This is a genomic window from Sphingobium terrigena (genome assembly GCF_003591655.1).
Lineage (GTDB): Bacteria > Pseudomonadota > Alphaproteobacteria > Sphingomonadales > Sphingomonadaceae > Sphingobium > Sphingobium terrigena.
This window is the reverse complement of sequence record NZ_QVRA01000024.1, coordinates 1-23,691: the sequence shown is the minus strand read 5'-3', so window position 1 is coordinate 23,691 and position 23,691 is coordinate 1. Positions and strand designations below refer to the sequence as shown.

12 protein-coding genes, 1 tRNA gene and 1 pseudogene are annotated in these 23,691 nt (G+C 61.9%); 12 read left to right on the top strand and 2 right to left on the bottom strand.

Annotated features, from left to right (window positions below; translation table 11 throughout):
• The first annotated feature begins 34 nt into the window (after window positions 1-34).
• The 6 genes from D0Z70_RS19310 (at window position 35) to D0Z70_RS19285 (ending at window position 9,267) form a co-directional block, all read left to right on the top strand.
• Window positions 35-943, top strand: a complete 909-nt coding sequence (locus D0Z70_RS19310; protein ID WP_182914038.1) for a LysR family transcriptional regulator — start codon at window positions 35-37, stop codon at window positions 941-943.
• A 291-nt stretch (window positions 944-1,234) separates the two neighbouring features.
• Window positions 1,235-2,020, top strand: a complete 786-nt coding sequence (locus D0Z70_RS19305; protein ID WP_119749282.1) for an enoyl-CoA hydratase-related protein — start codon at window positions 1,235-1,237, stop codon at window positions 2,018-2,020.
• Complete coding sequence (locus D0Z70_RS19300; protein ID WP_182914037.1) at window positions 2,017-4,110, top strand: acetate--CoA ligase family protein; 2,094 nt, start codon at window positions 2,017-2,019, stop codon at window positions 4,108-4,110. Before D0Z70_RS19305 ends, D0Z70_RS19300 begins: the two co-directional genes overlap by 4 nt.
• A 56-nt stretch (window positions 4,111-4,166) precedes the next feature.
• Window positions 4,167-6,635, top strand: coding sequence for a TonB-dependent receptor (locus D0Z70_RS19295; protein ID WP_119749278.1), 2,469 nt, complete (start codon window positions 4,167-4,169; stop codon window positions 6,633-6,635).
• A 93-nt stretch (window positions 6,636-6,728) separates the two neighbouring features.
• Window positions 6,729-7,829 carry an NAD(P)-dependent alcohol dehydrogenase gene (locus D0Z70_RS19290; RefSeq protein WP_119749276.1) on the top strand — a complete coding sequence of 367 codons (1,101 nt, stop codon included), beginning with the start codon at window positions 6,729-6,731 and terminating at the stop codon, window positions 7,827-7,829.
• 13 nt (window positions 7,830-7,842) lie between these two features.
• A complete protein-coding gene (locus D0Z70_RS19285; protein WP_119749350.1) occupies window positions 7,843-9,267 on the top strand; it encodes an aldehyde dehydrogenase family protein in 1,425 nt (474 codons plus the stop codon).
• A 135-nt stretch (window positions 9,268-9,402) separates the two neighbouring features.
• Here the strand turns inward: D0Z70_RS19285 and D0Z70_RS19280 are convergent, their stop codons facing one another.
• Complete coding sequence (locus tag D0Z70_RS19280; RefSeq protein ID WP_119749274.1) at window positions 9,403-14,067, bottom strand: NAD-glutamate dehydrogenase; 4,665 nt, start codon at window positions 14,065-14,067, stop codon at window positions 9,403-9,405.
• Window positions 14,068-14,379: 312 nt separating this feature from the next.
• Entirely contained in the window at window positions 14,380-15,696 is a 1,317-nt protein-coding gene (locus D0Z70_RS19275) for a PAS domain-containing protein (protein WP_119749272.1), read from the bottom strand.
• A 189-nt stretch (window positions 15,697-15,885) separates the two neighbouring features.
• On the opposite strand from D0Z70_RS19275, the gene D0Z70_RS19270 reads away from it, so the two are divergent.
• The 6 genes and pseudogenes from D0Z70_RS19270 to D0Z70_RS19245 form a co-directional block, all read left to right on the top strand.
• Window positions 15,886-15,961 (top strand) — tRNA-Thr (locus tag D0Z70_RS19270).
• Window positions 15,962-16,125: 164 nt separating this feature from the next.
• Entirely contained in the window at window positions 16,126-17,343 is a 1,218-nt protein-coding gene (locus tag D0Z70_RS19265) for a tyrosine-type recombinase/integrase (RefSeq protein WP_119749270.1), read from the top strand.
• Window positions 17,344-17,505: 162 nt separating this feature from the next.
• The gene (locus D0Z70_RS19260; RefSeq protein ID WP_119749268.1) at window positions 17,506-19,062 is read left to right on the top strand and encodes an ISL3 family transposase; all 1,557 of its coding nucleotides are present in this window, start codon (window positions 17,506-17,508) and stop codon (window positions 19,060-19,062) included.
• Window positions 19,063-19,386: 324 nt separating this feature from the next.
• The gene (locus D0Z70_RS19255; protein WP_119749266.1) at window positions 19,387-22,698 is read left to right on the top strand and encodes a DEAD/DEAH box helicase; all 3,312 of its coding nucleotides are present in this window, start codon (window positions 19,387-19,389) and stop codon (window positions 22,696-22,698) included.
• A gap of 205 nt (window positions 22,699-22,903) precedes the next feature.
• Window positions 22,904-23,107, top strand: a complete 204-nt coding sequence (locus D0Z70_RS19250) for a hypothetical protein (protein WP_119749264.1) — start codon at window positions 22,904-22,906, stop codon at window positions 23,105-23,107.
• Window positions 23,108-23,361: 254 nt separating this feature from the next.
• Window positions 23,362-23,691, top strand: a pseudogene (locus D0Z70_RS19245) (ParB/RepB/Spo0J family partition protein); the annotation flags it as partial.

Here is a 23,691-nt window from a genome sequence, read left to right as displayed (position 1 = left end):
CCGACGGCGCGCGGTCAACAAGGGGAGGGAGTCGATGAACGATCTCGACATCCGGCTGGTTCGGTGTTTCGTGGCGGTTGCCAATGAACGCTCCTTCACGCGCGCGGCCGAACGGCTGCGGATTGCCCAGCCATGGCTCTCCGTCCAGATCCGCCGGTTGGAGGAGCAACTGGGTTTTCAGTTGTTCGATCGTAACCGCAACCGCGCCGTCATCGTTTCGCCAGAGGCTGAGTCCTTCCTGCCAGTCGCGCAGGACTATCTGGTGGCGGCAGAACGCGCGGCCGCAACTGCCCGGCGTATCCGCGATCAGGCGGCGGTCTATCTCAATCTTGGCGCGCCCGACTTTTCGGCGGACATGCCGACACGCACTGCGATTATCGACGGGTTTCTGGCCCGTCATCCGCGCTATGAGATAGAGATCCATAATGCCTGGACGCTGGAATTGCTCAAGCGTCTGGGCGAAGGCGAAATCGACATGGCCTTCACGGTTGGTCCGCATGTCGATCCACATAGCGAGGCGCTCGTGCTGGGGCGCTACGGGCTGGGGCTGCTTGTTCCGGTCGAGCGTGCCGGAAGGGCGCCCCAACCCCTGACCCTCTCTGCATTTGCGGGGGAAAAAGTCGCTATCTTTCGTCGCAACGTCAATCCGGCCTTTCACGATTCCGTGGCACCGATTCTGGAAACCGCAGGCATATCACTGACCTATCTGCCGGAATCGAGCCTGACGGCCATGCTGCAATTTGGCCAGCGCACGGGCGTACCCGTGCTGATCGGCGAATGGCAACGCGATGTTCCGCACATGCCCGACAATTTCTCCGTCCTTGCGCTCGACGAGCCTTCACTGTCGTTCAATCTGAACCTCGTTCGCCGCACCGGCGACCGGCGGCCCGCCGTGACGGCATTGTGGAATTTCGCGGCGCAGTCCCTGCGCGTGGCGGCTTGATAGCGATTACGTATCAAGAAGCTTTCGATCCATATTAGACAGGAATGGCCCGGCCGTCCTAGCATCGCATGATAAGAAAGGCCGGTCCGCATGGCGGACAGCAACGGCTAAATGGAATTGGGAGAGTATATATGGAAGCAGCCCTGCACTGATTTGCCGCCACGCTGCGGCTTGTCCCGACCCTGACACATGATTTCGGCCGGCTTTGCTGGATGCGCCTTCTCGCCTGATTGGGGAGGGAGGGGCTGCATCGGCGCGTCCGGCCAAGCCTTCACCCTTCGGAGTGCCTGTATGTCTGACGAAGCCGACGCCGTCCTGCTGGAACGCGTCGATGACCATATTGCGGTCGTGACGCTCAACCGTCCCGAAAAGCGCCACGCCGTCAACGGCGCGGTCGCGCGGCGACTGGATGCCATCGTCAAGGAAACCGAGGCGGACCCGTCGGTTAGGGTTGTGGTGCTGACGTCGAGTGGCGGGCCGACCTTTTGCGCGGGCGCAGACCTTGCCGAAGTCGCGGCCGGACGCGCGGCAGATCTCAGTACGCCCGATGGCGGATTTGGCGGCTTCGTTGAATCAAGGCGTGACAAGCCATGGATCGTGGCGGTGCGTGGCAGTGCATTGGGTGGCGGCCTGGAGTTCTCGCTGGCCTGCGACCTGCGCATTGTCGGCGAGAATACGGTGCTTGGCCTGCCGGAAGTGAAGCGCGGGCTGATCGCTGGCGCGGGCGGCATCTATCGCCTGCCTCGCCAGATTCCGCGCGCCATCGCGCTGGAGATGATCGCTGTGGGCGAGCCGGTGGATGCCGCGCGGGCCTATGCGCTGGGCCTGGTCAACGCGGTCGTACCGGACGGTGATGTGTTGAGGACAGCATTGGACTATGCCCGCAAGATTGCCGCCAACGCGCCGCTGTCGGTGCGCGAAAGCCTGAAAATCGCGCGGGCCACGCAGGATGTGATCGAAGCGGAGTCGATCCTGGCCATGCAGGGCGCGCTGGACCTGCTGATGCAGTCGGAAGATTTCAAGGAAGGCCCCCGTGCCTTCATCGAAAAGCGCGCGCCCCAATGGATCGGCCGGTGAGCGGCAATCTCCACACATTCTTCCGGCCGCGCTCGATCGTGCTGGTCGGCGCGACCGACAAATCGGCCTGGTCGCAGCTCATCCACGGCAATTTCGGTGCGATGGGCTATGAAGGGCAGGTCTGGCTGGTCAACAAGCGCGGCACTCCCGCCCATGGGCGGGCGGCGGTGACATCCTGCCGCGATCTGCCCGCTGTGCCGGATATTGCGTATATTTTCGTCCCGACCGATGCGGTGCGCGAAGCGCTTGAAGATGTCACGGAAGCGGGCATCCGCCATGCGCTGATCCTGTCCTCCGGCTATGCGGAAACGGGAGCGGACGGGACAGAGAAGCAGGCCGGGCTTATTGCCTATGCCCGCGACAAGGGCGTGACGGTGCTGGGGCCAAACAGCCTGGGCTTCATCAACTATGCCGATCATATTCCGGTTTCGCCCTTTCCCGTGGGCAAAGATTATCTGAAGGGCCATCTGGCCATCGTCTCGCAGAGCGGAGCCACCACCAATGTCATCGCAAATTTCGCGCAGCAGCAGGGCATTGGCCTCAGCTATGCGATTGCAACCGGGAATGAGGCCGATCTCGATACCGCACGGGTGATCGACTATCTTGCCGGGGACGAGGCTACACGGGTCATCGCGGTATTTGCCGAGACGATCAAGGATCCCGCCGCGTTCCGCGTTGCCGCGCGCAAGGCGGCGGCAGCGGGCAAGCCGCTGATCGTCCTCAAGGTCGGACGCACCGAACTCGCCAGCCAGCTGGCACAGGCGCATACCGGTTCGGTCACGGGCGATGACCGCATCTTCGACGCGGTATGCGCACAGGACAATATCATCCGCGTCACCTCGATCGAGGAACTGGTCGTGACGGCGGGGGTGCTGGTGCACACGGGACCGATCGAGGGCGGCGTCGCGATCATCTCCATTTCTGGCGGCGCGTGCGAAATCATTGCCGATACGGCCGAGACGGCGGGCCTTGCCCTGCCGCCCTTTGCGGACGAAACGCGCGCCGCGTTGCAGGCGGTGATCGCCGACTATGGCGCGATCTTCAATCCGCTCGACGTGACGGGCGCTGCGGTGCGCGATCCGGCGCTCTTCCAACGCATATTGACCATCCTCGCCGCTGATCCGGCGATCGGGCTGACCGCCTGCGTCTATGACATGCCGCGCGATGGCGGGGATTTTGTCGATCGGACGGCGCTGACCTGTATCGGGGCCGGTCTGGCAGCATCGAAAACGCCAGGCATCATGATCAATCAGGCGATCCGGCCAGTGGGTGCCTTCTCACAAAAGCTGATGGCGGAGCTGGGCATTGCGGCTGTCACTGGCGGCCTCGACCTTGCGGTCCGGGCGTTTGCCGCCGCGCAGCGCTGGTCGGAACGGCGCATCAGGCAAGGCGAGCGAGATGCCGGCATTTTGAGGCAACCGCACATCAGCGCCGCACGACCGGCGTCAGAATATGAAACACTTGCCTATCTTCAAGCTAAGGGCGCGCCAGTCATTCTGGTCAGGCGCGCCCCGACAGCGGACGAGGCGGTCGAGGCATGGCGGGCCATTGGGGGGCCAGTCGTACTCAAGATCGCTTCGTCCGCCATCCAGCACAAAAGCGATATTGGCGGCGTCCGGTTGAATCTGGATGGCGAGATTGCCATTCGGGACGCCTTTGCCGCGATCATGGCTGCCGCGCGCGCGGCTTACCCGGATGCAGCGATCGATGGATGTCTGGTGGCACCGATGCGGCCGGGCGGCATCGAGCTGTTCGTGGGAACCGCGCAGTCCGCCTGGGGGCCGGTGATTGCCGCTGGCCTGGGTGGCGTGTGGATCGAACTGCTCGCCGACACCAGCCTGCGCCTGCTGCCGATTGATCAGGCGGAGGCCCGCGCGATGCTCGACGAACTGCGCGCCCGGCGCATCCTCGACGGCTATCGTGGCGCACCGGCGGCGGACCTGGCCGCGGTGGCGGACGCAATCTGCAAGATCGGCGACGCGGCTCTGGCGCTTGGCCCTGATCTTGTCACGCTGGAGGTCAATCCATTGCTGGCGCGCAGCGATGGGGTCGAGGCACTGGACGCCCTTGCGGTCTGGAGCGACGGATAAACCGTCAGCAGCTTTTAGCGCATGGTCGCGCAATAACATCAAGGAGGGGAAACAAGATGAACAATATTATCTCAAATCTCAAGCTGGCAGGCAGTGCATTGGCGCTCGCTTGCGTGCTGGCCAGCCCGGTCGCGGCGAATGAAGCCGATGCACCCAGCGCCGATCAATCCCAGGGCGGGCTTCAGGACATCGTCGTCACCGCGCGCAAACGGTCGGAAAGCGTGCAGGACGTGCCCGTCGCCGTAACCGCCCTCTCGGCCGAGCAGATTGCGCAGAAGGACCTCACCAACCTGGAGAAGGTCGCCGCATCGACGCCGAACTTCTCGGTCGGGCGGGCCTCCAACGGGTCGGGCGCGACGCTCACCCTGCGCGGCATCGGCTCCTCGGCAACCTCGATCGGCATCGAACAGTCGGTCGCCGTGGTGGTCGATGGCGTCTATTATGGCCAGGGCCGCGTGATCAATGAGGGTTTTTTCGACCTTGCGCGGCTGGAGATATTGAAAGGTCCCCAGGCGCTGTTCTTCGGCAAGAACGCGACCGCAGGCGTCGTTTCGATCACGACCGCCGACCCGACGCCGGACTGGGAGTTCAAGGTCCGCACCGCCTATGAATTCCGGTCCGAACAGGCCCAGGTCGAAGCGATCGCATCGGGGCCGCTGTCCGACACGCTCGGCATTCGCGTGGCCGTGCGCGGGTCGAAAATGTGGGGCGGCTATTTCAAGAATGTCGCTGACCCGGTGACGCTCAACACGCTGGACATTGCCACCGGTACGCTGACGCCGCACATCGCCCGGCCGGCCCCCCGCGACCAGCCGGGCGAAAAGGAACTGCTTGGCCGCGTCACCCTGAAATGGACGCCGGACGAGCGGCTGACCGCGACGCTCAAACTGTCCGGCACCCGGAGCGAGACGAATAATTCGTCCTGGAACTATGTCCCCTTTAATTGCGCCACGGGTTCAAGCTCGCTCAACCCGGCCGTTCCCTGCAAGGAGAGTTTCGTCACGCACCAGAATGCGATTCCCGTCGACATTGCGGCGAACCTGCCCTTCTCGAAGGATGATGGATCGCTCTATAACCGGTATCGTTCTTTCGCGGTGACCGGCGCGATCAACTATGAACTGGATGATGTCACCATCTCGTCCGTCACAAATTATCAGGAAAACAGGAATAGCTGGTCCTGCGCCTGCGATTTCCAGTCGAGCAATCGCGGCACCTGGGCGACCGAGAATGCGAAGTGGCGCGCTGTCTCGTCCGAACTGCGCGCCCTCACCAGCTATGACGGGCCGGTCAACCTGATGGTTGGCGGACTGTATCAAAAGACCAAGCGCGTGTTCGACCAATGGGTTCTGACGGCCGGGGCGACCGGTTTTGCGGTCGAAAATTCGCTGGCGGCACCGGCAAACCGCTACGTCACTTTCCAGAAGAATAGTGAAACCGAGGGCGAAACGCTGGCCGGTTTCGGGCAGGTGATGTGGAAGCTGGTGGACACGCTCGAAGCAACGGCTGGCGTCCGCTATACGCATGAGACCAAGGACAGCTATTTCGTCCAACCCTATGTGAATGCCGCCTATGCCGGCGTGTTCACGCCCAATACCTTTGCCAACGCGAACCAGAGCTTCAACAACTGGTCGCCTGAAGCAACGCTGACCTGGAAGCCGCAGCAAGGCCTGATGGTCTATGCCGCCTACAAGACCGCCTATAAATCGGGTGGCTTTTCCAACAGCGGCATCTACAGCGCCTTCTCGCCCAATCCGATAGAGGATTTCACCTTCAAGCCGGAAAAGGCCAAGGGGTTCGAAGTCGGTGCGAAAACGACGCTTCTCGACAACCAGCTTCGTTTCAATGTCGGCCTCTACAGCTTCAAGTTTACCGATCTTCAGGTCGACTTCTTCAACTCGCAAATATTCGCCTTCCAGACCTATAATGCGGGCGCGGCGCGATCGAAGGGTGTCGAGGTCGAATTTGAATATGCGCCACGCGCGATCGACGGCCTTTCGATCCAGGGTTCGGTCAATTACAACAAGGCGACATACAAGAATTTCATTGCGCCCTGCTTTTCGGGCCAGAAGAGCAGCGAAGGATGCAACTTGCCCTCGGCTGGTAACAATCCTTTGGGGGGGGCGCCGTTCCAGGATCTGAGCGGCAAGCCGACCGCGAACGCCCCGCAATGGACAGCCTCGCTGGGGACGCGGTATGAGACCCCGATCGGGTCGAACCTTAAGTTCGGGCTTTCAGCCGACGCGCGCTATAGCGACAGCTATATCGTATCGGGTTTCGGCAATCCCTATTCACAGATCGGCTCCTATGTTCAGCTTGATGCCGGGGTTCGGATCGGCAGCGAAGATGATCGTTGGGAAGTCGCCGTCATCGGCAAGAATCTGACAAACCGCTTCTATGTGTCGGGCATGGCCGATGGCCCCAGCACCGGCAGCGGTTCCGGCACGGCGGGCGGCGTCCATGCAGACGTGGTCGGTTTTGCAGCGCTGCCGCGCACGGTGCAGATTCAGTTCACCGGCAGGTTCTGACATATTGCAGGGAGAAGGCTGGCCACTCGAACCTGGCCTTCTCCCCCTTGCCGCGCAGGACGGCACAATGGCCGCGGATATGAGGAAAAGCGCGTGGAAATAACAGCAGCGGTTGTCCGCAGCGCCGGGGGACCGTTCACACTGGAAACGGCGCACATCGATCAACCCAAAGACGATGAAGTCCTGGTCCGCATCGTCGGCGTGGGCCTGTGCCACACCGACTTGGTCGCGCGCGACCAGACGGTTCCTTATCCGCTACCCGCCGTGCTTGGCCATGAAGGATCGGGTGTTGTGGAAAGCACGGGACCGCTGGTGACCAAGGTCGTGCCGGGGGACCATGTTGTCCTGACATTTGCGTCCTGTGGACAGTGTGCTCCATGCGGGGACGGTCGACCGGCTTATTGCCAGCAATTCGCCGCGCGCAATTATGCCGGCCTTCGCCCTGCCGGCGGCGCCACGTTGCGCGGCCATGACGGCAATGACCTGTGTGGCTGCTTTTTCGGTCAATCCTCTTTCGCAGCCTATGCCATGGCCAGCGAACGCAATGTGGTGAAGATCGCACCGGACGTTCCGCTCGACATCATGGGACCGCTGGGTTGCAGCATTCAGACCGGCGCGGGGGCGGTGCTGAACGCGCTTCGACCGCCGCCCGGCAGCAGCATCGCCATATTCGGTGCGGGTTCCGTCGGCATGGCCGCTGTGCTCAGCGCCCGCGTGGCTGGCTGCGCCCGGATCATTGCGGTCGATCTCAATCAGGCCCGGCTCGACCTGGCGCTCGAACTTGGCGCGACCGACGCGATCAACGCCGCTGAAACCGACCCGGTTGCCGCGATCCGCGCCCTGACCGACGATCAGGGCGTCGCCTTTGCGATCGAATGTACCGGCGTGCCAAAGGTCGTCCGCCAGGCCGTGGAGTGCGTGAGAGTCACCGGCACATGCGGTCTGGTCGGCACCGCGCCGATGGGCGCTGAAACATCGCTCGACATCAACAGCATCGTGCTTGGCCGGACGATCAGGGGCATAGTGGAGGGCGACAGTCTGCCCGATCTTTTCATTCCGCAGCTCATTGCCCTGTGGCGTCAGGGGCATTTTCCCTTTGACCGCCTGATCCGCTTCTACCGGCTGGATGAGATTAACAGCGCGGTCGAGGATGTTGCGCAGGGCCATGTCTTGAAACCGGTTCTGCGGCCGTAACGGGGTAATGATCATGGATTTTGCCAGCGACTTCACGATGACGATCAACGGCCGGGCAGCCCGCGCGGCAGCAACGTTTGCCGTGCTCAATCCCGCGACCGAAGCGGTGATCGCCCATGTTCCCGATATTGGGCGCGAGCAGCTGGATGAAGCGGTCGCCGCCGCCCGTCAGGCCTTTGGCCATTGGAAAGGGGTGGGGCTGGCCAAGAGGCAGGCGCTGCTGCGCGCGCTGGGTGACCGGCTGGCCGACCATGCCGACGAATTCGCCCGGCTGCTGACCTATGAACAGGGAAAGCCGCTCGCTGATGCCGCGATGGAAATCGGCACGGCGATTTACTGGCTTCAGGAGACCAGCGGGCAGGCGCTGGAGCCGGAGATTCTTTCGGATGCGCCAGAGCGGCGAGTGGAACTGCGGCATGTCCCGGTCGGCGTGGTCGCGGCCATTGCGCCGTGGAACTTCCCGGTGGGGCTGGCGATTTGGAAAATCGCGCCCGCCCTGCTTGCCGGCAATGTGCTGCTCCTCAAGCCATCACCCTTCACTCCGCTGACCAGCCTGAAACTTGGCGAGTTGGCGCGCGACATTTTGCCGCCCGGCGTCCTCAATGTCGTCAGCGGCGGCGATAGTCTGGGGCCATGGATGACCGAGCATCCGGGCATCGACAAGATCGCCTTCACCGGCTCGACCGCGACGGGTAAGGCCGTCATGCGCAGCGCGGCGGGTAATCTGAAGCGCGTCACGCTGGAACTGGGCGGCAATGATCCGGCCATCGTCCTGCCCGACGCGGATGTGGAGGCGGTGGTTCCCCGGCTGTTCTGGGCGGCCTTCGCCAATGCCGGGCAAATCTGCATCGCGTCCAAGCGCATCTATATTCATGAAAGCCTCTACGATCGCTTTGCAACAGCGATGGTCGACTATGCCAAAATGGTGAAGGTCGGGGACGGAACGGAACCAGGCGTCCAGATCGGCCCGATTCAGAACCGCCCGCAATTTGACCGTGTCTGCGCCCTGCTGGCCGATGCGCGATCGGCAGGAACACGCTTCCTGCTGGGCGGAGACGTGCCGGAAGGACAGGGATATTTCATCCCGATTGCCATCGCCGACAATCCCGACGATGGTAGCCGTGTGGTGGCTGAGGAGGCCTTTGGGCCAGTGTTGCCGCTGCTCAAGTTCAGCGATGTGGACGAGGTGGTCGCGCGGGCGAATGACAGCCCCTATGGCCTGGCGGCGTCAGTCTGGGGCACAGACCTTGACGCCGCGCAGGCCGTCGCGGACCGGATCGAGGCGGGGACCGTCTGGATCAATACGGTTCAGGACCTTGGGCCTGGCCAGCCCTTTGGCGGACATAAACAGTCGGGGCTGGGGGTGGAAAATGGCCGGGAAGGGCTGCTGGAATATAGCAATCCGCAAGTCATCGTCCGTTGCACCACGTCGGCCTGACGGCGTTCGCGCTGGAGGTGAGGGATTATTCCCTCACTTGCATCACCTGTCCTGCGACGGCTGATAGCCTCATATCCCGCAGCCCCGACAGCATTACGGCATCACGCGCCCGTCCGCCCAGCCCTCAGGCATATCTTACCGCCCCAGCAGTCCGCGTGCCTGCCCCGCAATTTCCGCCAGCATGGCGACATTGGGCGTCGCCGCTGCCTTGGCGCGTTGCACCAGGGTGCGGAACTGGCGGATGCGGGGACCGCGCTGGATCAGCCATTGTTCGACATGGTCCGAAATATCCTTGCCCTTGCCCTGCGCCAGGAAATCGAGCCGCACCTGCTGCATGTCGCGGGCGACGCCCGAAATCAGCAGCCGCTCCCACGGGTCGGTCGGTTCCATGCGCGCGGCGGCGGACTGGACCCAGTCGATGCCCACCGCTTCGCCCAGATGGGTGAAGGCGCGGGTCAGCGCGATTTCGTCCACGCCCATCTTTCCGGCCAGCGCCGCGATGCCGACCGCGCCGTCCAGCTTGAACAGACCCGCCGTCCGCCGCGCCAGCGCCTCTGGCGCGCCAAGCGCCAGCAGCCTGTCCGTCACCGCATTGGTGCGGCGCTGCGCCTCGCTGGTCAGCAGATCATCGACCTGCGCCGCCAGTGATCCGACGCCCTGGGTCAGTGCCGCCAGACCTGCGCTGGGCAGCGTGCCTGCCGGCTGGCTGCGCAAAATATCGGCAATCTGCGCCCGCATTCCGCCGGCAATATCGCCGAACAGGGCAAGCCGCGCGCTTTCCGCCATGTCGGCCGCGTCGATATCCGCCCACAACGTGCCAATGTCATAGAGCCGCTCGGCGATCAGGAAGGCACTGGCCATGTCGCCCAGCGAACAGCCTTCCTCCTCCACCAGTTCGAACGGATGGATCAGGCCCAGCCGGTTGACGATGCGGTTGGCGACCTTGGTGGCGATAATTTCCTTGCGCAGGGCATGGGCGGCGATCGCGTCAGCTTCCTTCTCCTGCATCGCAGCTGGGAAGGCCGCCATCAGCTCGCCGGTCATGCTTTCGTCGCTGGCGAGGTCGCCTTGTTCGATCGCGTCCTGCAAGGTCAGCTTGGCGGTGGACAGCAGCACGGCCAGTTCCGGCCGGGTCAGCCCCTGACCATCCTGTCCACGCCGCAGCAGTTGGTCGTTCGCGCTCAGCCCCTCGACCTGCCGGTCCAGTCGCCCGCTTTCCTCGAACGTCTCGATCAGCCGCACATAGCTCGCCAGATCGGCCGCGCCGCCACTTTCGGCAATCGACAGGCCCAGCGCCTGCAAGCGATTATCCTCCAGCACGATCGCGCCAACCGCATCGGTCATGCTTTCCAGCAGGGCGTTGCGCTCCTCGAACGGCAGGCGACCTTCGGCCATCTCCTTGTTGAGGGCGATCTTGATATTGACCTCATTATCGGAACAATCGACGCCCGCGCTATTGTCGATAAAGTCAGTGTTGATCCGCCCGCCGCGCAGCGAAAAGGCGATGCGCCCTGCTTGCGTCGTGCCCAGATTGGCGCCTTCGCCGATGACCTTGACGCGCAATTGCTCCGCATTGACGCGCAACCGGTCATTGGCCGGGTCACCGACATCGCCATGGCTCTGCGCCGCCGCCTTCACATAGGTGCCGATGCCGCCGAACCAGAGCAGGTCGGCAGGGGCTTTGAGGATCGCTGAGATGAGCGCTGTCGGCTCCATCTCAGCGTCCGTTACGCCCAGTATCGCCTGGATTTCCGCGGTCAGCGGGATGCTCTTGAGCGCGCGGGAAAACACGCCGCCACCCTTCGAGATCAGCGCCTTGTCATAATCGTCCCAGCTCGACCGGGGCAGCTGGAACAGGCGGTTGCGTTCCTCCCAGCTCTTGGCCGGATCGGGCGCGGGGTCGAAGAAGATGTGGCGATGGTCGAACGCGGCGACCAGCTTGATCGCCTTGCTGAGCAGCATCCCGTTGCCAAACACGTCGCCCGACATGTCACCACAGCCCACGACGCTGACCGGCTCGCTCTGCACATCCACGCCCATTTCGGCAAAGTGGCGCTGCACCGAAATCCACGCGCCGCGCGCGGTGATACCCATGGCCTTATGGTCGTAACCATTGGACCCGCCACTGGCAAAGGCGTCGCCCAGCCAGAATTTGCGGTCGAGGGCGATGGCGTTGGCGACGTCGCTGAAAGTCGCCGTCCCCTTGTCGGCGGCGACCACGAAATAGGGGTCGTCACCGTCGCGCACCACGACCTGTGCTGGATGCTTCACATGGTCGTTGACGATATTGTCGGTGACCGACAGCAGCGCGCGGATGAAGATGCGGTAGCTTTCGGTCCCCTCCGCCAGCCATGCGTCGCGGTCAGCCTGCGGGTTGGGGAGTTGCTTGGGATAGAAGCCGCCCTTCGCGCCGGTCGGCACGATGACGGCGTTCTTGACCCGCTGCGCTTTCATCAGGCCAAGAATTTCAGTGCGGAAATCGTCGCGCCGGTCGGACCAGCGAAGTCCGCCGCGCGCTACCGGTCCGGCGCGCAGATGGATGCCCTCGACCCGCGGGCTATAGACCCAGATTTCGCGCCATGGCAGCGGCGCGGGCAGGCCCGGCACCTGCGCACTGTCCAGCTTGAAGGCCAGTGCCTCGACTGCGGCCTTGCTGAAGAAATTGGTGCGCAGCGTCGCGCTGATGACCGCGCGCAGCAGCCGCAACACCCGGTCCTCGTCAATCGCCGTGACCGCTTCCAGCCCCGCATCGATCGCGGCCTGCGCCTCTGTCACGCGCGCCTCCGCGCCGTCGCGCGCGGCGGGATCGTGCAGCGCTTCGAACAGGGTGATCAGATTGATCGCCACCCCCTGCGCTCGGCGCAGCGTTTCGGCAAAGGTCGCCATGCCATAGGCCATGCCGGTCTGGCGCAGATAGCGGAACAAGGCCCGGAACAGCACCACCGACCGCGGCGTCAGCCCAGCGGTAACGATCAGTTCGTTGAACCGGTCATTCTCGGCCCGGCCTTCCAGCACCTGCGCGATCGCTTCGGTCACGATGTCGGCGCGGGCCACAACGCCCTGCGCATCGCCGCCAGCGGGCAGTTCCAGCACGAAACGCTGAACATGGCCCAATGCGCCGCCGTCGATTGCGGTCGTCATCTCCTCGATCACGCGGAAACCGAAATTCTCGAACGCCGGGACCACTTCGGACAGGGCAATCGTCACATGGCTGTAGAGCTTGAGCCGCAGCCGTTCGGCGCTGTCCTCCGGGTTGCGATAGATACGGATCGCCTTGTCGCCAGCCCCCGACAGGCCGTGGATCAGGCGAATGTCGATCGCGGCTTCGGCTGGACCCGCACCATTGCGATAAGCCGCCGGGAAGCCCCCGGCATAGCGCTGCGCCAGCGCGGCGGCGCGGCCTGGCTCCTCGGTCTGCGTCAGCGCTTCTTCGACAGCGGGCAGCCAGCCGCGCACCATTTGCTTCAACTGATGGTCGAGCGCCACATCGTCCGGCACCATCCCGCCTTCGCGCAGGTCGAGCGTGATGCGCAGCAGCGCAAGGCCACCTTCCTCCAGCGCGATCGACCAACTGAGCACCGGGCCATTGGCGGCTTCCGACAGCATGTCCTGCACCGCCACCCGGCGGGCGGTCGACAATTCGTCGCGCGGCAACCAGACGAAGGCGTAGAGATGGCGGGCCAGCGCGCTGGTCGCCAGCGCCAGCTTGGGCCGGGGCCGGTCCGTCAGCGACATGAAGGTCAGCGCCAGCCGCTCCAGCGTCTCGCGATCGAAACCGATGGTGATGTCGTGGGGCAGGGCGGTCAGCGCATGGGCCAGCGTCTTGCCGGCATGACCCGCCGGATCGAAGCCGAACTTGTCCATCAGGTTCGACAGGGTGGATCGGAGTAATGGCACCTTGTCCGGCGTCGCCGACAGGCCCGAACTGGTCCACATGCCCGCATGGATGGACAGCGCCTTGACCTCGCGCCCTTCGCGCACGGGAATGATGATCAGGTCCAGCAGCACATGGCGGTGGATGCGCGAAATCCGGCTGGATTTGATGATCAGCGGCGTGCGCTTGCCTTCCTCGAACCAGACGAACGCTGCTTCCAGCGAAGCAGGCGCGATCAGCGTCTTGTCGCGCACCGTGCAGATGCCCAGCCGCGACTGGGTGGTGCCGTCGCGGCTGCACAGCTCATGCCCGGTCTGGGTGAAATGGCGCGCCAGGAACCAGCGCAGCAGCGCCGCGCCTTCTTCGTCCGGCACCGCGTCGGCGTCCGCCGCCATCGCCGCCTGCATCGGCGCCCAGTCGGCCACCGCTGCGCGCACGTCGGTCAGCGTGTCGCGCAGCGCCTTTTCCAGCGCCCGGCGCGCCTTGGCATCGGCCCGGTCTGCTTCGATATAGATCATCGATTCGCGCTTCGCGCCCGGCACGTCATCGTCCAGGATCGCGGCCAGCGATCCGTCGGTGTGGCGCTTCACCGACAGAATGGGATGCAGCAGACGGTGGATGGTGATGTCGGCGGCGGCCAGCGTGTTGGCGATGCTGTCGACCAGGAACGGCATATCGTCATTGACGATCGCGATCCGCATATAGCGGCCGTTGGCGCCTTCGCCCAGCGTTTCGACCATGATCGCGGCCTCGCCCGGCTTGCGCCCGTTGGCGGTGCGGCCCAGGAAAGCGGCGGCGGCCGCTATGCCCTGCTCGTCCAGCCCTTCGCGTTCGCCGGGCAAGGCGCCTCGCTCCAGCGCCGTTTCCAGCGCCTCCCGGATGAACGTATCGACTTCCTTGATGTTCGCGTCCGCCAGCGCCGTCATTCGCCTAACCTCTCACGCGGGCTTGTCCCGCTTGGAATTGAACGCAAGGAGACGCTGGATCGCCGCCATGCGACTCCTCGGCTTTCGACCGTCTATATGCCTCCGCCCATGGGGAGGCTCAACCCTGTTTGTGAAATAAAGTGTCTTAGCGTTGAAATAATATGATGCAGCGCAACATGCCCCGCAGGTGGCGGCGGCGCAGATCGTGACCCGACTATCGGCCAGCCCGCGCCGCATGTCGAGCGCAGATAACGGCGCTTTAGGAGCATTTTACCGCGATCCGCGTCGGCGGGGCGGTGCGTCGTGCCGCTATTATCGCGCGGCGGCCAGGATCACCCGCTGCGCCAGGTCCGACCCTTCGGGCAAAGCCGCGACCAGTGCCAGCGTGCCATCCGCTTCCCGCCGGGCAACAACGATGGCCAGCCCATCGGCATCGGTGGCCAGCGCCTGCGGATCAATTGCAGCCGCGGCCTTCATCGCGCTGCGGGCGCTCTGGCGCTTGTCGGGGCGGGGTGGGGCTTCGGCCCGGCGCTGCGCCCGTTCGTCGCGGACCAACGCCTTCAATCCACCGGCATAGCTGGACAGATAATCCGCCAGCGTTCCTACACCCAGTCCCACAGCCCAGCCATGGTCCAGCGCGGTCGCATATTCGGTGATCCGGGTCTTGTCATAGGCCGCGCCGAAAACCAGCTTGATGATCGCGGTCATCGGGCTGCGCGCCTGCACCTTGATGCCGCAATCGGCCAGCAGTTCGGCATAGTCGTCTGGGCGGGCCTGCGCCACCAGCGCGAAATCATAAGCCAGGCCAATCGCGCGGTAGAGCGCGGCATGACTGCGCGCCTCGCTCGTGCGAACCTGGTCGGCACCATCGCGCGCCAGCGCCAGCCAGTCTGCCAGCGGCGCGTCCTCGGTCGGGCTTTCCATGCCGGACAGGTCCAGCGGCTCTTCATCGAAGGACGCCACTGCTTTGGACTGGGGAAGGGGCGCGACCTCCTCGTCGCCCGTCGGACCATCGGCCCATATCGGCACATCGGTTCGCGCGGGCATTGCGTTCAGCAGCGCCGCACCGACTTCCAGTTCCAGCGCGTCGGTCACGTCGCGGCTGGCCAGTTCTTTCCAGTTGATCACGCCGAACACGAAATCGATCGTCTCGTCATCGGACGAAAAGGGCATCAATATGCCGCGATATAATATCTCTGCGTCGCGCTGATTGACGAATTCCGCTTCAAACCCGATTGGCGCGGCATTGGCGACGATCTGGAGATAATGGTCGGTCAGCCGCGACAGTAGCGACCGTGCGGGCACATCATTGATATAGCCGATGCTCCCGTCAATCTCGCACTCCTGGCGCAGCGCGGTGCCCAAATAGACGATGGCCGGATTGTCGAGCCCGGTGGAAAAGTCCAGCAATACGCTGTGCGGGCCGAAATCCTCCAATTGATCGGGCGACAGATCCTCGATCGATGGCAGCGTGCGGTCACCCAGCAGCGACGCCCAATAATTATAGGCGCGCACCTGCATCCGCCGCTCGTCCGACACCACCATCAACGGTGCGTCGATCGCTGCGTCGTCGGCATAATCGAAGTCGTCCTGGTCGTTGGCGACGTCATGCCCCCGCAGAGTGTCCATCCGGTCGGTCCCTATTTCAGGCAAAATTCTGCCTCTTTGGGACTCGACAGTGGCACCGGATGGTAAATTTGCCGTAAAGATGCTGGCGATCAACGACCCGTCCGCCGCGCTCCTCACAAAAAGACCCGCCCGACGATGCAATTGCCCGCTTGTCCTTCGGCCCAACCGCTGTTATCTGCCCGCCGCAACGCCGCTTTAGCTCAGTTGGTAGAGCATCGCATTCGTAATGCGGGGGTCACAGGTTCGAGTCCTGTAAGCGGCACCAGGATCCCCCCATCTACGGGGCTGAAAATCCTCGAAAAACCCCGGAAATGCTGGTATATTGACGCATCGGCTTTCCGGTGTCGTCCGCCTTGGTTCATCCTCATCCGGATGATTTGGGGGCTCGAATCTGGGGGCCTCAACGATCATTCTGGATAGAGGCCCCCAATGCTTACTGTCGTGCAGATCAAGGCACTCAAACCGCGGGAAAAGGCTTATAAGGTAGCCGACGGTAAAGGGCTGTATCTCGCCGTACAGCCGTCTGGGTCACTGATATGGCGGGTCAAATTTCGGTACCATGGCGTTGAGAAGAAGATCACGCTGGGCCACTATCCCGCCATCGGCGTCAAGGAGGCGCGGGAGAAGCTGGAGGAAGCGCGCGAGTTACTGTCGGGCGGCATCGACCCGGTTGCCGTAAAAGCCCAAGCGAAGCTGCAAGCCGAAATTGCTGCCGCGACTACCTTTACAGTGGTAGCTGATGAATACATCAGGAAGATGGAACTGGAGGGAAAATCCCCGGCAACACTCAAGAAGGCACGCTGGTTTCGCGATCTTTTGGAACCCTATGTAGGTCGACGTCCGGTAGCAGCTGTTACAGCTCACGAATTGCTTGCCGCGTTGAAGCGGCTCGAGCGAAAAGGGCATCACGAGACCGCACACCGTTTGAGGGCTTTTTCGGGGCGCATATTTCGTTATGCGGTTTCCACGCTCCGCGCCCAGCATAACCCCGCTGATATATTGCGAGGAGCGTTGATAGCGCCCAAGGTTAAGCATCATGCCGCAGTGCTTGATCCGATAAAGGTCGGAGAACTGTTGCGTGCAATTGATAGCTACAGCGGCCGTATCGAGACCAGGATCGCGTTGCAACTCGCCCCCCATGTCTTTCTGCGCCCCGGAGAGTTGCGCAAGGCAGAGTGGTCGGAAATTGATTTCGGCGCTGCTGTGTGGCGTATCCCAGCCGCAAAAATGAAGATGGGCCAAGCCCATGTCGTCCCGTTGTCGCGCCAGGTGATGGGTCTGCTTCAAAAGCTTCGAGCCCTAAAGAACAGCGGAGAATTTCTCTTTCCCGCACTCCACACGTCGGTGCGGCCAATGTGTGAGAATACTCTCAATGTAGCCTTGCGGAGATTGGGCTATGGTAGCGATGAAATGACATCGCACGGGTTTCGGGCCATTGCCAGTACCCTCCTCAATGAGTCAGGCTTATGGCACCCCGACGCCATCGAGCGCGCTCTTGCTCATAGCGATCGCGATCATGTACGCGCCGCTTACCATCGCGGTGCTCACTGGGCGGAGAGGGTGAAAATGGCACAATGGTGGTCTGACCATCTTGACCAACTTCGTGATGGCGCGGAAATTATTTATCCACAGTTCGGGAGCGTATGACCGCGCGAGCGGTCCAAATGCGGTTCCAGCATTCCGGTATCATCGCTTGTTTCAGTGTTTGGGCATTGAATAGTGTCAATCGGCGTGCAAACGGGGCTCTGACTCAATTTTGATGCAATTCTCTGCCTGAATGGCTTCGGTTTCCACGTTGGGAGCAACGCCATGCAGAAAGCACTACGACCTTCCTCGGTGATCCCGCCGGGCTTTACCATCGTGGCCTCGTCAATAGCCGACGATGGTGCAACGATTTTCGTTCGTAGCACGTCGCCGACCAGCCATTGCCCAAAGTGCCGCAGCGTCAGCTGCCGCGTTCACAGCCGTTACCGGCGTCAGATCTCGGATTTGCCATTGGCGGGCCGCGCCGTAAAACTGATGGCGGATGTCCGCCGTTTCCGGTGTGACACTGTATGGTGCGGGCAAAGGATCTTCGTGGAACGCTTCGCTGATGGGGCTGTTGCTCCCTGGGCACGGCGCACGGGCCGACTGGAAACACTGGTTCATCACCTTGGTCTCGCGCTTGGCGGTCGGCCCGCAGCCAGCTTTGCGCAGCGGCTGATGCTGCCTGTCAGCAACGACACGCTGCTCCGCGTCGTACGACGCCGGGGAACCCCAACGTCTCCGGCTCCGAGGGTGATCGGCATCGATGACTGGGCCTGGCGGCGCAATCAAAGGTACGGCACGATCATCTGCGATCTCGAGCGGCGTCGGCCGATACGTCTGCTCCCGGACCGGGAACCAGCGACCGCCCAGGCATGGCTCGCAGAACAGCCGCAGGTGGCGATAATCGCCCGCGATCGTAGCGGCGCTTATGCCCGCGCGGCGGCCAAGGCGCTGCCGAATGCTGTGCAGGTCGCCGACCGCTGGCATCTCATGGAAAACGCCAGCCATGCCTTCCTGGACGCGGTGCGCCGGTCGATGCGGCAGATCCGATGTGCGATCGGCGCGATGTCGATCAAGCCTGAGTTGCTCACGGCGGCCGAGCGGCTGCAATACGAAGGATATCTTCATCGCGAAGAAACCAATGCGGCGATCCTCGCGCTCTCCAAGGATGGTGTGGCGATCAAGGAGATCGTGCGCCGCACCGGCCACAGTCGCGGCACGGTGCGGCGGATCCTGCGCGGCGAGCGCAGCGACGTGTTCAGGACGCGAGAAACATCCCTTGAGACCTATCTGCCATGGCTGGATCAGCAGTGGGCGGCAGGTCGCCACAATGGCGCAGCACTGTGGCGCTCGTTGCAGGCACAGGGGTTCCGGGGATCGCTTCGCGTCGTGACGGAGTGGGCAACACGCCGATGGCGAGCCGACAAGGTCGATGCCGACACGCTGCAGCGCGTGCCTTCAGCCAGAACCATCGCGCGGTTGATGACGATCGAGCGCAACGATCTCACCAAGGCGGAAACGCTCACCGTCGCCGCCGTCGAAAACGGCGTGCCATCGCTTGTCGAGGCACGGCAGATCATCGACGGGTTCCACCTCATGATCCGCCGGAAAGCAGGAGCAGATCTTGATCCGTGGATAATCCGAGCACGCGCCAGCCTCGTCGCATCGTTTGCAAACGGCGTCGCCAGGGACATTGCCGCCGTTCGAGCCGCGGTGGTCTCCCAATGGTCGAACGGCCAGACTGAGGGGCAAATCACCAAGCTTAAGCTGGTCAAACGTCAGATGTACGGCCGCGGAAAACTCGACCTTCTTGAAGCCCGGCTAATCGGCGCAACGTGAGCACCGATCATCAAAACTGCGTCAGAGCCCTTTTTGCACGCCGATCCACATTGAATAGCGAAGCTGGCCGGTGGCCGACTGGCGGCTTTCGGCGAGCTTGCCGGCGAAGCGGACAAGTCTGGGGCGCCAAAGCATGCAACAATCAGCAATTTTGCTGCATGATCATTCTTTTATATTCAATTACTTAGATGAGGCGTCCTACTGTGCTTGGATCGCTAAAATGGGTCAAAACCCAAAATGGTCTAAAAAAGGACCAACCGGAACATAGCAAAAACGTTACGGTTTGCTTATGAAGGAGAGGTACAACCCTCCAAGGTGTAATTGATGGAAGCCGATATACTTCGTGCCGCGAATTTTCCGCCTCGATTTGCGCTGGACGGGAAGGTCCTCAAAAATCCGATAAGGCAGCTGCTGCAGCACGAGGTAGCGCACCTAGGCAGCTTGGAAACGGTGCGGATTGGGCGCCATGAAGCTCATGTTTTTCGTATCAGCAGTGGCGATGCGATATTACTGGCAGAGAGGCGATATCGTGCCGATCAATTTTCTGGTGCGATTTTTAAATGTCAGAATCTCGACGATTTCATCTCGGGACGCACGGATGAAGTGCGTGGGGAATGGCAAACTCCGGCGCCTCGGCAGCCGCACTTGCTCAATTCAACAGACAATGATGCACTCACGTCAGCCGTGCGCGAAGGCTGGGGCAGCGCATTCAATTTCCGCGAAGAGCGTCGCCAGGGCAACGAAGTAACCGAGACTGGCCTTCGACCGCCGCAAATCGGAGCCCTCTTCGGTGTACTGTCTCATTGGAAAGCGAGCAACTTGCCGGCCACGGTGGTGATGCCCACCGGCACGGGTAAGACCGAAACTATGCTTGCACTGCTGGCCAGGGAGCGGTTGGGACGGCTGCTTGTGATTGTACCGACCGGCGCTCTTCGGGATCAGATTGGCGACAAATTTCTGAAAATGGGCCTCTTAAAAGACCTGGGGGTACTTGACCCAGCGGCACCTTTCCCGGCCGTTGGCTATCTCCAACATAAGCCAAAGAGCCCAGCGGAGGTTGACGATATATTCTCCAGATGCAACGTCATCGTCACGACGATGGCAATCGCTGGACAGTGTTCCGATGCGGTCCAAAGGCGGATGGCTGAAGTTTGCAGCCACCTCTTCATCGATGAAGCTCATCACATCTCTGCTCGCACGTGGGAGGCCTTCCGGGGGCAGTTTTCGCAAAAGCCTATCGTGCAGTTTACCGCCACCCCTTTCAGGAATGATAATAAGCATGTCGATGGCCGAGTAGTATTCAACTACCCCCTTAGGAAGGCTCAGGCAGAGGGTTACTTTAAGGAAATTCGGTTTTTGCCTGTCGACGAACTGGACCTAGTGGAAGCCGATCAAGCTATCGCTGAAACGGCTTTAGCCCAGTTGAGTGCCGATCTTGCCCGGGGTTACAGCCACATCGTTATGGCTCGCTGCGATAGTATTCCACGCGCGAAGAAAATCCATGCCCTCTACGAAGAGTTGGCGCCTGAACACTCCCCTATAGTTCTTCACAATGAAGTTTCGGCCGGTGAAACAAAAGAACTGCTTGCGAAATTGCGGAATGCCGACTCGAAAATAGTTGTTTGCGTGGACATGTTGGGCGAGGGTTTTGACTTGCCCGAACTGAAAATTGCTGCGGTTCATGATCCGCACAAAAGCTTGGCTATTACCCTCCAATTCACGGGCCGGTTCACCCGGTTTCGCTCGGACCTCGGCGACGCGACCATGATCGCGAATATTGCCGACCCCGGGGTCAGCGAAGCACTGCAAGATTTGTACGCAGAAGATGCTGACTGGAATTCGCTATTGCGCGATCTCAGCGAGGGGGCGAACACGCGGCAAACGCGTCGGTCCGAATTCCTTGATGCGTTTCAAGATGTGCCTGAGACGGTTGCGTTGAGGAACATCTTCCCGAAAATGAGCGCGGTCGTTTATCGAGCAAAAGCCTCTCGCTGGCGGCCCGAGCGGGCACTCTCTGCCATGGGTAACACGGAAATTTACGCCGGCCCGACCGTGAACGAGCGCTACAAAGTCCTGCTCTTTATCACTCGCGAACACGAGTCCGTCGTTTGGGGCGACGTAAGGGACATCCGCAATACAGAGTGGCACTTGTACTTGGCGCACTGGGACGAAGGCCGGAAGCTGCTTTACATTAACAGCTCAAACAAAGGGAGCATGCATGAGGAGCTGGCGCGTGCGATCTGCGGCGATGACGTCAATCTGATCAAGGGCGAATTAGTCTTTCGATCACTTCACAATATCAACCGCCTGGTCCTCACGAATCTTGGACTTAGTGACGTGATCAACGAGCGGCTTAGGTTCAGTATGCATGTCGGGGCCGACATCTCCGATGCGCTCCCCGATGCATTGAGAACAAACAAGCGGAAGTCGAACCTGTTCGCTCACGGCTACGAGGAGGGGAAGCGCGTTACCGTTGGCTGCTCTCAAAAAGGGCGCGTTTGGTCGATGTCCACCGCAGAGGATTTGGCCTCATGGGTCGATTGGTGTCATGGGATGGGCGCTAAGCTGCGCGACGACGCAATCTCAACGCGGGACGTATTCACAAACGTTATACTGCCCGTCGAGATCAAAGAGCGACCTGCACTAGTTCCCCTTCTGGTGGATTGGCCCGAGGATTTCCTGAAACGCTCGGAAGATGCAATCACCATCATAATCGATGGTGAGCAGGTGCCATTTTACGAGGCGGAACTGCGGGTTCTCACATTCAAGGCCGAGGGGCCAATACTGTTCCGGGTAGCGACGCCGTCCAAATTTGCTGATTACAACGTGAAGTTCACTCCCGACTCCGTTGAGTATGAACCAACTGGCGGGTTTTCCGCTGAGGTTCGTATCGGCCGCACCACACGTCCGCTTGGCGAGTGGTTCCGAAAGGAGCCGCCCGCAATACGCTTCGAAAACGGCGGATACCTAGAAGGAACGGAGTTATTCGTTCCTCCTCACGGCGCCGGCCGAAAACCTTTTGATAAGGGGAAAATCGACGCGTGGAATTGGTCAGGCGTGGACATCTCCAAAGAGTCACAGGACCTGGAAAAACGCCCAGACTCTATTCAGAGGCGAGTTCTTGACCGTCTGCTGGCCGACCTACCAGTAGACGCATTCCCGATCATCTTTGATGACGATGGGTCGGGCGAGGCCGCCGACATCGTTTGCATCGGGACCCGAGACGGCCGCCTGTTGGTCCATTTGTACCACTGCAAATTCTCGTCCGGAAGTTCGCCGGGCGCTCGCGTCGGTGATCTTTACGAGGTCTGTGGGCAAGCGCAGCGCAGCGCTCATTGGCGGGGGACCGTGGAAGAACTCTTTAAGCATCTGCGGCGCCGCGATGAAGTTCGCAAGAACCGCTTAGGCAAAGCTGGGGCGGCGCACGTAACTCGTTTTGAACGCGGCGACCTCAAGGCACTCCGAGAACTAGGAAAACAAGCCAAACTCTTGATGCCCGAGCTGACGGTGCACATCGTACAGCCAGGCCTATCAAAGGATGAGCTTAACACCAAGCAGCTTGAACTGCTTGGCGCAACCGAACTGTACCTGATGGACACAGCGGCGATCCAGCTTCAAGTGATTGCCAGCGACTGACCACCGGTCGAAATTTATTGGTGCAACCCTATCGCTGATACTGTTGCATGCGCCCGTGACCGTGTCCGCTTTCAGGTACGCCCATGCGAAGCTGATACGTCGAATTATGGCGCAAAGGGGCCGTCGCCACTGAGCGGATGGCGATTACGGATTTATCGACCGCCACCATGGACAGGCAGGCCCTGCCATCGTTATCGGCCTGCCAATGAGTATCATCGCCACCATCATGAATTCGGCTACCGGCCATCCCATCCAGAAAATGACCTTCGGCCGCATGCCCAAGCCCTGGGCGAGCTTCAACCTGGAGAGCGGAGAGCTCGTCACCGCCGACCGGGTCCATGTCGGCAAGCCTGCACCGGGCAAATTCGTCGCACCGGTCGAGGTCTGGGTCACGCCCAAGAGCAAGTAACGAAAAAAGACCATGGCGTGTCCCTGGTCGGGACCGCGCTCTATGTCGCTGCGCGCCACCGAGCCTGCGCTGCGCTTGTCTCGTCCCTTGCGGGTGACGATCGCTCACGCGCGCCGGTCACTGACCGGCCAGCGGCCATCGCGCCGGGCGCGATGAGGCTGTTGCGGCTCCGAACAAGCGGGGTGGGCGTCCCTCTCCTCTAGTCCCGCCGCGGCGTGCCGCAAGCCGCGCTGCACGCGGCTCCTCCTCTTGCNAAGCAGCCAGACCTTACCAACATCCTGCCCTCCGTGCGGGCACGGGGCATACTCGTGCCGCTGATCGTACGGCAGAACGGCAGTCCCACCACCTACGAGATCGTGGCAGGCAAGCGGCGCTATCATGCCGCCCTTGCCGTGGCGCAGGAGAGCGGCGGCATCGATCCGCTACCCTGTGCGGTCATGGAAGCAGGCGACGATGCCGCCGCGCTCGAAGCCTCGCTGATCGAGAATATCGCCCGGCTCGATCCCGACGAGGTGACGCGCTGGGAGAGTTTCACCCGGCTGGTCAGGGAAGGCCGTTCGCCCGAAGACATAGCGCTGACCTTT

Coding starts and splice junctions, on each gene's coding strand:
- D0Z70_RS19305 (WP_119749282.1), top strand. CDS start 1,235: ATGTCTGACGAAGCCGACGCCGTCCTGCTGGAACGCGTCGATGACCAT.
- D0Z70_RS19275 (WP_119749272.1), bottom strand. CDS start 15,696: ATGGACACTCTGCGGGGGCATGACGTCGCCAACGACCAGGACGACTTC.
- D0Z70_RS19255 (WP_119749266.1), top strand. CDS start 19,387: ATGGAAGCCGATATACTTCGTGCCGCGAATTTTCCGCCTCGATTTGCG.
- D0Z70_RS19295 (WP_119749278.1), top strand. CDS start 4,167: ATGAACAATATTATCTCAAATCTCAAGCTGGCAGGCAGTGCATTGGCG.
- D0Z70_RS19280 (WP_119749274.1), bottom strand. CDS start 14,067: ATGACGGCGCTGGCGGACGCGAACATCAAGGAAGTCGATACGTTCATC.
- D0Z70_RS19285 (WP_119749350.1), top strand. CDS start 7,843: ATGGATTTTGCCAGCGACTTCACGATGACGATCAACGGCCGGGCAGCC.
- D0Z70_RS19260 (WP_119749268.1), top strand. CDS start 17,506: ATGCAGAAAGCACTACGACCTTCCTCGGTGATCCCGCCGGGCTTTACC.
- D0Z70_RS19265 (WP_119749270.1), top strand. CDS start 16,126: ATGCTTACTGTCGTGCAGATCAAGGCACTCAAACCGCGGGAAAAGGCT.
- D0Z70_RS19250 (WP_119749264.1), top strand. CDS start 22,904: ATGAGTATCATCGCCACCATCATGAATTCGGCTACCGGCCATCCCATC.
- D0Z70_RS19310 (WP_182914038.1), top strand. CDS start 35: ATGAACGATCTCGACATCCGGCTGGTTCGGTGTTTCGTGGCGGTTGCC.